The 9,763-nt window shown below is 71.4% G+C and carries 7 protein-coding genes; 5 read left to right on the top strand and 2 right to left on the bottom strand.

Translation table 11 applies throughout. The features are described 5' to 3' along the window. Positions 1-109 precede the first annotated feature (109 nt). From AC2CJA_RS19435 to AC2CJA_RS19415, 5 genes are all read left to right on the top strand, one after another. Positions 110-2,149, top strand: coding sequence for a lantibiotic dehydratase family protein (locus AC2CJA_RS19435; protein ID WP_484603973.1), 2,040 nt, complete (start codon positions 110-112; stop codon positions 2,147-2,149). Continuing rightward, positions 2,146-3,219: a lanthionine synthetase LanC family protein gene (locus tag AC2CJA_RS19430; protein WP_484603972.1), complete on the top strand. Its 1,074-nt coding sequence runs from the start codon at positions 2,146-2,148 to the stop codon at positions 3,217-3,219. The genes AC2CJA_RS19435 and AC2CJA_RS19430 overlap by 4 nt, the downstream gene beginning before the upstream one ends. A 37-nt stretch (positions 3,220-3,256) precedes the next feature. Continuing rightward, positions 3,257-5,308 carry a methyltransferase, FxLD system gene (gene fxlM, locus AC2CJA_RS19425; protein WP_484603971.1) on the top strand — a complete coding sequence of 684 codons (2,052 nt, stop codon included), beginning with the start codon at positions 3,257-3,259 and terminating at the stop codon, positions 5,306-5,308. Positions 5,309-5,312: 4 nt separating this feature from the next. After that, positions 5,313-6,410 (top strand): hypothetical protein, encoded by a 1,098-nt coding sequence (locus AC2CJA_RS19420; protein WP_484603970.1) that lies wholly within the window; start codon positions 5,313-5,315, stop codon positions 6,408-6,410. Between the two features lie 201 nt (positions 6,411-6,611). Continuing rightward, on the top strand, positions 6,612-8,585 hold the full coding sequence (locus tag AC2CJA_RS19415) for an ATP-binding cassette domain-containing protein (RefSeq protein ID WP_484603969.1): 1,974 nt from the start codon (positions 6,612-6,614) through the stop codon (positions 8,583-8,585). Here the strand turns inward: AC2CJA_RS19415 and AC2CJA_RS19410 are convergent, their stop codons facing one another. Next, positions 8,586-9,179: a phosphatase PAP2 family protein gene (locus AC2CJA_RS19410; RefSeq protein WP_484603968.1), complete on the bottom strand. Its 594-nt coding sequence runs from the start codon at positions 9,177-9,179 to the stop codon at positions 8,586-8,588. It lies immediately after the preceding gene. Further along, a partial coding sequence (locus AC2CJA_RS19405) for an MAB_1171c family putative transporter (RefSeq protein ID WP_484603967.1) occupies positions 9,169-9,763 on the bottom strand: 595 nt, incomplete at its 5' end. The genes AC2CJA_RS19410 and AC2CJA_RS19405, both read right to left, overlap by 11 nt.

The following is a 9,763-nucleotide window of genomic DNA, read 5'->3' as shown; positions in this document are numbered from 1 at the left end:
GGCGAAGGGGGGTTTGGGTGGGGGTGGTATTTTTTGGGGGGGGGGGGGGGGGGGGGGGCCGACCCCCCCCCCCCCCCCCCCACCCCCGCCTATCGAGAACGGAGTGGTGATGACACGCGCACGACACCGCCTGTACCAGGGCCTCGGGCACGGGATGCTGCGCGCCGCGGTGCACGTCGCCGAGCCGACCATGGTGTCCTGGCCGGGACGCTCGGCCTCGCTCGACGACTGGCGTGTGTGGCTGGGCACCGTGTGGGCCGACGAGACCTTCCGGCAGGCGGTATCCAGCGCCAGTCCGGACCTGGCCACTCAGGTGCAGGCAATCCTCGACGGCCGGTCGCCGAAGCCGCGCCGCGTACGCCGGGCAGCTCTGGCCGTCGCCCGGTACGCGATCCGGTACGCGCGCCGCTCCACCCCCTACGGTCTCTTCGCGGGCGTCGCCCTGATCGAGTTCGGGGAGACAGCGACCGTCCGCTTCGGGGACCGGCACCGGACAGTCACCCGACCTGATCCCGTGGCACTCGATGAGGCGATCAGCGCCTGGGAGGCGGACGCTACGCGGATGGCCGACGTCGACGTGCGCATCCATCCCCTCGCCCGGCAGCACGACGGGTACGTTCGTGTGCCGTCCGAGGGCGACGCCGAGTTCCGCGTCGCACTGAGCAGTCCCGCCCTCAGGTTCGTCCTCGACGCAGCCCGCGCCCCCATCCGCTACTCCCTCCTGGCGGACAAGCTCGCTGCCGAGTTCCCCGCCACCACCGCGCACGCCCGCACCTGGCTCCTAGGGGAGCTGTTGAGGGTTCGGCTGTTGCGGTCATCGCTGCGTGCCCCTGCCAGCGTCGTCGATCCCGCCGAGGGCTTACCGCCCGCTCTGCGCGCACAGGTGCACGACGGCCCGAAGGCCGCCGATGTGCGCATCGATGCCACGGTGCGGCTGCCGGAGGAAGTCCTGACCGAAGCCGAGACGGCCGCGACCGTCCTGGCCCGGCTCGCCACGCACCCGAACGGCACCCCGGCCTGGTGCCGCTGGACCGAGCGGTTCACCGACCGGTACGGCGAGGACACCCTGGTCCCCGTCGAGGTGGCGACCGACCCCGAGCGAGGCATCGGCTTCCCGGACGGCTTCGTGAAGGCGGTCGAGCCGCCCCGCCCGATGTCCCGCCGCGACCGACTGCTGCTGGAACTGGCCGGCACCGCGGCCGTCACGGGCGCCCGCTCGGTGCCCCTGACCGGCGCGATGATCGAGGAACTGGAGGCGGCAGGCGGCAAGCCCCGGCTCACCGCGCCGCACTTCGAACTGGCCGTCCAGGTCCATGCCTCCTCGGCCGAGGCGCTGCAACGCGGGAACTTCCGTCTTCGGGTGGTCACGGTCTCCCGCTCGGCCGGCTCGATGACGGGACGGTTCTGGTACCTGCTCCCTGATGCCGGCCGTGCGCACATGGACCTGCCCACGATCGAGCCCGGTGCCGAGGTCGCCCAGCTCTCCTTCCATGCCGGGCGCGTCCCGGCCGACCTGCTCACCCGTGTCCCGCGCGTACTCCCCCGGATCGTCAGCGTCGGAGAGTTCCGCCACCCCGGTGACGGCGTGCTGTTCCCCTCCGATCTGGCGGTCGGCGTCCTCGACGGCCGCCCCCGCCTGGTGGAGATCGCCACCGGCACCCGCCTGGAACTCCTGGCGCCCACCGCGATCAACTTCCTCTGGAACAACTACACGCCGCCGATGGCCCGGTTCCTCGGCGAGATCGGCCGGGCCACCGCACCGCAGGTGACCTGGTTCGACTGGGGTGTGGCCTGGACCCTGCCCTTCACTCCTGCGCTCACCTACCGGCGCACCATCCTCACGGCCGCTCGGTGGAAGGTCCGTGCCCGGGACCTGCCCGGCCGGAGCGCGGTCTTGAAGGAGTGGGCCGGGCAACTGCACGCCTGGCGGGACCGGTTCCGGGTTCCCGAGCGGGTGTTGCTGGCCGAGGACGATCAACAGCTCCCTCTCGACCTCCGTCAGGACATGCACCTGGATCTGCTGCGCGCCCACCTGGACGCCAGCCCCACCGGCGTCGCCACCCTGCACGAGGCACCTCCGCCCGACGCCGACGACTGGATCGGCGGCCGGGCCCACAGCCTCGTCCTCCCCCTGGCGGCCCGCGCATGACGGCCACGATGCTCCCGCCCCGTACGCAGGACCTCTCCGAGGGCCCTCTCGGGATCGCGCTGCTGGACATCGAGCGGGGAGACGTGGCCGCCGCGCGCCGCCATCTCGCGGATGCTGTCGCCAACGGGGTGAGCACCGGCGGCAACGCCAGTCTGTTCAACGGAGCCCCCGCGCTGGAGTTCGTGCTCGCCCGGGCCGGACGTGCCGGTTCCGACGTCCGGGAGGCCGTCGACCGCGTCGTGGAGGCGCGGCTGGCCGCCGCATGGCGACGGCAGGCGTCCGGGGCCCCGCCGGGCCCCGCGGAGTGGGACCACATCCGGGGCCTGGCCGGACTGGGCGCATTGCTCCTGACCCGCGGTACGTCCTCGCCCCGGCTGTCGGACGTACTGGCCTACCTCGTCTCTCTCTCGCGGCCGCTCTGCTACGAGGGAAGGGTGCTGCCCGGGTGGTGGGCCGCGGTCGGACCCGACGGCGAGGAGATGGCCGGCGGGCACGGCAACAACGGTGTGGCGCACGGCATCGCCGGCCCTCTGGCGGTGCTCTCCCTCGCTGCCCGACACGGCGTTCTCGTGCCGGGCCAGCGCGAAGCGATCGAGGTCTTCGCCCGCTGGCTGGACCGGTACGGCGGCCACTACTGGACCACCCGCGCCCACATCGATGCCACCGATCCACCCGAGCCCGGGCCCGCCCGCCCGTCCTGGTGCTACGGCCGACCCGGCATCGCCCGTGCCCAACAGCTCGCCGCGCTCGCCCTGGGTGATCCGGTCCGGCGTCAGACCGCGGAAGACACCGTCGTACGCACGCTCACCGATCCCGGCCACCTCGCCCGGATCACCGACGCCACTCTGTGCCACGGCTGGGCCGGCCTGGCGGTCCTCGCCCGCGCCGTCGCGGCCGACAGCCCGATCCCCGAGCGCTTCGCGCCTCTGGTCGGCGACCTCAACCAGCGCCTGGCCGCCGGCCTGAACCGGCTGCCCAAGCCCGGCTTCATGGAGGGCCGCAGCGGCGCGCAGCTCGCCCTCGACGGCACGAACGCCACCAACTGGACCAGCGTGCTGCTGATCACCTGACCCGCACCGTCCCCGCCGACAAGGAGCGTCCAAGCGCATGGAATTCGAAGACGAGAATTTTCCGATCACCCGCGACAGTGCATGGTGGCACGCCGGCGTGGCCTGCCCCGGCGGCGCGGTGAGCCCCGAGGCCGCCCAGGCCCTGGCGGAAGCGCTGCACGGCCAGCGCTTCCACTTCCTGCGCAAGGACTCCGGGCTACGCCTGCGCACCGAACGTCCCTGTGCGGCCCTGCTGGACCGCCTCGCCGCCGAGCGGCTGATCGCCGGGTGGGTCGGCGGTATCTACGAACCGGAGACCGAAGCCTTCGGCGGCCCCGAGGGCATGGACGTCGCCCACGACGTGTTCTGCGTCGACAGCCGCAGCGCCCTGCCCGAAACCGGCGGTTCCGGCACTCGCGAGCGGTGCGTGATGCTGCTGTCCGTCATGATCCGCGAAGCCGGCCTGGACCCCTTCGAAGCCGGAGACGTCTGGTCCCGGTTCGCCGCTCTCCGCCCCTCCGTCACTCCGCCCTCCGGCCCCGCACTCGACCGTGCCGTGGCCGCCATGCGCCGCCTGGTCAACGCCGACGCCGTCCTGCGCCCGGACGCCGAGCCAGGCTGGACCGACCGCGTCGCCGCTTTCGCAGACGCCGGCCGGCGTCTGCGCCGCCTCGCCGCCGACGGACGGCTGATACGCGGCCTGCGCGCCGTCCTCGCCCATCACGCGATCTTCGCGTTCAACCGCGCCGGAGTGCCTGTCGCCGAGCAGGCCGCCACCGCGTGGCTGGGCCGCCAAGTCGCCTTCTCCACAACAGCTGGCACCCCTGTGTCCACCCGTCGGTCCGCTTCGCCGGACCCTGACCTCCCTCGAACGGAGACCACCGTGACACCCGTCACCGACCCCGCCGAGCTGCGCGAATCCCTGGCCAACCGCCTCCAGGAGGGCGGCCACCTGCGCACCCCGGCCATCATCGACGCCTTCCGCGCCACCGACCGCCACGACTTCCTCCCCGGCGTCGACCTCGAGTCGGCGTACAAGGAGGATGCGGTGCCCATCAAGCACAACGAGCACGGCGAGATGATCTCCTGCATCTCCGCGCCCTCCATCGTCGCAACCCAGCTCGAACAGCTCGGTGCCCAGCCCGGCCACAACGTCCTGGAGGCCGGCGCCGCGACCGGCTACAACGCGGCCCTCCTGGGCAAGCTCGTCGGCCCCGACGGGCAAGTATGGACCCTGGACGTCGACCAGGATCTCGTCGACGGCGCGAGCAGGAACCTCGCCCAGGCCGGAGCCACCAACGTCACCGCCGTACTGGCCGACGGAGCCGCGGGCCTTCCCGAGCACGCCCCTTACGACCGCATCCAGTTCACCGTCGGTGCGGGCGACATCCCCACCAAGCTCCTCGACCAACTGGCCCCTGGCGGGCGTCTGGTCCTGCCCATGCGGATCCGCGGCAGCATCAGCCGCAGCTTCGCCTTCGAGCGCGACGGGGGTACCTGGAAGACCGTCTCCTGCGAGATGTGCACCTTCATCCCCCTGCGCAAGGGTGTTTGCGACGACGTCTACACGCTCGTGCCCATGGCCGGCGAAGGCAACGTCCGACTGGAGACCTTCAGCGAGCAGGAAGTGGACCGCGACGCGCTCCGCACCGTCCTGGATACACCGCAGACCAAGATCTTCACCGGCGTCAAACTCCGCCAGGGCGACCCTTTCGAGTGGATGTACCTGTACCTGGCCTGCGCGCTGCCAGGCGGCCTGTCCCGCATGCCCGGGTCCCGCCCCGGCTTCAGCCCGCACTTCGGCTGGGGCTCCATGGCCGCCCTCGACGGCGACTCCCTCGCCTATCTGACCATCCGCGAAGGCGCGGACGACGCCAGCCGCTTCTGGGAGATCGGCGTCATCGGCCACGGCTCCCGCGGCGCCGATCTCGCCGACCGGTTCGTCACCGAGATCCGCACCTGGGACGAGGGTTGGGGCAACACCGCACCGGAGCCCGGCTTCCGCATGGCCGTCGGCGACGCCCGCGACCAGCTGACGGCCGCCGACTCTCGCTTCATCATCGACAAGGCGTACAGCCGACTCGTCGTCGACTGGCCGCGCAAGGGCTGAGCCGATGATCCCCGCGATAGCCGGCCGCATTCCCCTGGTCAAGCGCCCCAAGGCGCCCGCGCTCCCGCTGGACGAGCGCATCACCCACCTCACCGGGCTGACCGTCGCGCCCGCGGGCGCGAGCCACCACGACCTGGTGGCCCGCGCCTGCGGGGTCCTCAACTACGCCGCGCTGATCGCCTCCGACGCCGGGATGCCCGGCCTGGCGACCGACCTGTGCTGGAGGCAACACCGGATCTTCGCCGAAGCAGGGCGCCTGACCGGCGACATCGCCGTCATGTCGCTCATGCCCCTGATCAACGTCTCCCGGCTGCTGACCCGCGACGGCGACGGCCACGCCGCCTACGACGTACTCACCCGTCTCTACCGCGCCGCCCAGAAGCGCGGGACCGCCGAGATCCACGGCACCATCATCGACCTGGCGGCCCTGATCAGCACGGACGCGGACCATCGCAAGATCTGCCAGGAGCTGTGGGGCACCCTGCTCGTGGACGGCGCCCGAGCCCTGGCCCGCATCGGCCGCTGGACCGAGGCCGCCGAAGCCATGACCGCACACCGAGGCGTCGGCAACCGCCTCCTTGACGGCCGACAGATCATGATCATGTCGCTGATGGAGCGCGGCCTCGCCGAGCAGGCACGGTCCATGATCGACTCCACCGTTCCCACGGAACCGTGGGAGAACGCCGTCGCGGCCCTCCTGCGCGTCCACTGCCGACCCGAGGACACCCCCGCACCGCAGGCAGAGCTGGAGTCCGCTCTCCAGGAGTCCCTCACGGTGACGGCCCAACCCGATCCCGCGACTGCGGCCTTCCAAGCTCGGGTCGGACTCACCGCGCTCGCCCTGATCCACGACCGAACCATGCCCCATGCGGCCCACCTGCACCGTGCCGTCGCCGACGTGGCCGCTCTCGACGCCCGCGCCGCCCGGGACGTCCTGGAGCACGAGACGGAAGACCTCCGCCTGACCCGCGAGCAGAGGCAGAAGCTCGACACCGTACTCACCGCCGCGGGACTGGGAGCGGGCGACCTCCCCCCGGCACATATGCAGGTCCTCGACGAAGCCGTGGAGAAGGCCGACGCCCAGCTTCGCGACCTTCTGTGAGACGGCGGCGGAGCATCGGCGTTTCGGCCAACGGCTTCTCCCCGTAGTCCCGTTGCGGGGAGCAGGTCGATGCACCCTTCACACTTCGCCACCAGCTCCGTTCCGGGAATCCGCATCCGACCGAAACGACGCGCGTTCGATATCGCGGCTGAGTCGTTGAGCCTCACGGATCAGCCGTGACCGACCTTCAGGAGGACCAGCTTGACCTCAGACAGCACATCCGCGCAGCCGGGCACGGGCGTATCGGAGGCGAGTCCTCCGGAGAGCGCGAGCACGGCGCAGGAGGAGGAGTTCCTCTACCGGGACGCGTCCAGGCTCCAGGCCGGTGCGCAAATGACGACCGTCACGATGGCCCGGCGACTGCCGGCCCTGGTGCTGCGGTCCTTGAAGATGGCCTGGCGGGTGGACCGGGCCGCGACGGCCGGGCTGCTCGCCTGCCAGGTCGGCACCGGCGTGCTCGCGGCCATGGGCCTGCTCGCAGTTACCGGGACCCTGACCGCGCTGATCTCCTCCGGCGACATCACCGACCGGTTGTGGGAGGCGGCCCCGCAGCTGGCCGTCATCGCCACGGCGACCGGTCTGCGGGCCCTGCTGGGGATCACCGTGACGTGGCTGACCGGACGGCTGCGGCCGGTGCTGGCCCGGGCCGCGGAACTCACCATGATCGAGGCGGCGCTCGGCGCCGAACTCGCGGCGAACAACAAGCCCGGCTACAACGACTTCTACGACATCGCAGACCGCGGCGCCCAGGTCACCCCGGACCTCGTGGAGGAGGCCCAAGACGTGCTGGCCGCCACCGCGACCCTGATGGCCGGAGCCACCGTCCTCGCCGTGATCCACCCCCTCCTTCTTCCCCTGCTGCTCCTGGCGTGCCTGCCGCAGGCCGCCGCGTATGTACGGGCCGCGCGCGTGGTGTATCTGGCGGGGCTGGAAACCTCGGGCCGGCGCCGGATGCTGCACAAGCTGCGGTGGCACATGGCCTACATGGAGTCCAGCGAGGAGATGCGGGCTTGTCTGGCCGGCCCGTTCCTCATCGCCCGGTACCGGCGGCTCGCCGCCTCGGTCAACGCCGCCGAACGCAAGGCCGCCGACACCGGCGCGTGGATGGGCCTGGCGGGCGCGGCTGCCGGCGGTGTGGCCTCTGCCGCTGTATGGGTCGCGCTGCTGTGGCTCCTGGCCTCGGGCCGTATGGACCTGGCGGCCGGAGGCGGCGCGGTCTTCGCCCTCCAGACCGCGACCGGATCCGTCCGCGGGATCATCAACGGCGGCGCCCGGCTCGTACGCACCGGCTGGTACGTGCAGGACTGGCAGAACTTCCTCGACAACGCCCATGGGCAGGCCATGGGCTGCTCGCGCGGTACCCAGGCGCTGTCCGCGGCGCCGGAACGGTTCGAGGTCCGCGACGTCACCTACCGGTACGACGGTGCCGATCGGGACAGCCTGAGCGGGGTGTCGCTGCAGGTGCGCCGCGGAGAGATCGTGGCGCTGGTCGGGGAGAACGGATCGGGGAAGTCCACGCTGTCCCGCCTGATCTGCGGCCTGCTACTGCCCACGGCCGGCGAGGTGGCGTGGGACCACACCAGTACGGCCCGGATGGAGCCCTGGGAGGCATGGAAGCACGTGGCCCTGGCACCCCAGAGGTACACGTACCTGCCGCTGACCCTCCGGGACAACATCACCTTCGGGCAAGGCGACACCAGCGACGCCGCCGTCCTGGCCGCCTGCGAGGCGTCCGGAGCCGCGGACCTGCTACCCGGCCTGCGGTCCGGCCTCGACACCCTGCTCACGTCCGAGTGGTTCGGTGGCCAGCAGCTGTCCGGCGGGCAGTGGCAGCGCGTCGTGCTCACCAGGGCGTTCCACCGTAACGCGGCCCTGCTCGTGATGGACGAACCCACGGCCGCCCTCGACGCGCGAGCCGAGCACCACGTCTTCACCGGCCTCCGGGAACTGGCCAAGGACCGGGCCATCCTGCTGATCACACACCGGCTCGCCAACGTCGCCGTGGCCGACCGGATCGTCGTCCTCGACCAAGGACGCCTGGTGCAGGAAGGAACGTACGCCCAACTCACCCGGGAGCCGGGTTTGTTCCGGTCTCTGTGGGAACTCCAGCAGCGCTCCGGATCGCCGGCGGCGTCCCCGCGTACGCCGGACAGGTCCGGTACCGCCCCAAACTGATCAGCGGGCCAGCTGGAACACGGCCGCGGCCACGACGGTGCCGAGGACGGTGCCGGCGACGACCTGGCTGCGTGTGTGGTCGCGCAGCTCGATCCGGGACCAGCCGACGACGACCACCAGGAGGAAGCCGGCGGCCATCCACGCGCCGTAGATCTGGACGAGCATCGCGCAGGCACCCGCGGAGACGGCCTGGTGGACGGAGATCTTCCAGACGAACGTGATCACCGTGAGGATCGCCAGAGTGGCGAGCATCGACACGATGAGGGCGGTCATCGTGTGCGGTGCCCCGGCAGCGACCATGAGGACGATTCCGGTGGCCACCGAGAGCAGGATGACGGCCATGACGAACAGCCGCGCGGGCTTGGCTCCGACGTGGCGATCGCCCCAGTGGCCCTTCCGGACGCCGCGCTTGATGAAGGTGATGGGGATGACGGCGGCGAAAAGCGCACCGACCGCTCCCCAGGCCATGCCACTCCATTGCGCCGTGTGCCAGCCGACCAGAAGTGTGACGGCGATGATCCAGTTCTTCGGCTCGAGCCAGTCGGTGATACGGCGCGCCAGCTTGGACTCTGCGGGACGGATGTCAGTTGCCACGGGAGCAGACCCTTTCCGGAACACCAGCGGAGAGGGACGCGGTGGCCTTTTCCTGGCTGGAGAATTCCGCTACGACGGGGGAAGAGGTGTAGGCGTGGGATACCGCGCGGAGCCATACCAGCTCGCTCGTTCTGTCCCGTCCGGTGACGCCGAGGGGCGGGTGCTTGGTGCCCTCCAGCCGGTGGCCGTCCCGGGAGAAGTGGGCGGCCGCACGCAGCCAGCAGGCTTCCGCCACGGCGTCAGCCTCATCCTCATCGACCGACTTCTGTTGGGCGAAGGACCGAGCACGCTCGTGGAGGTCCGCCGACACGTACTCACGCAGCGCGAGGCAGGCGTCCTCGATCTCGATGACGCAGCGCTCGAGCCGGAAGGGGACGCGCCATCGAGGGATGGAGGCGGAGAGCACCACGTGTGGAGCCGCTTCGGTGAGGTGCTCCCACAGGGGCTGGAGTCGGCGGAGCGTGTTCCAGTCCCTAGCCTCGAAGTTTCGTGACGGTCCGCCGACGGAGTCGGTGGACCGTTTTCGTGCCGTGGGCTGAGGCTGGGCAGGCCGACGGCCCGGCTGTCGCGTCGGGTGGGCGCCG

It is taken from the genome of Streptomyces sp. ATLC9 (assembly GCF_057196705.1).
This window is presented reverse-complemented; position numbering and strand designations above follow the sequence as displayed.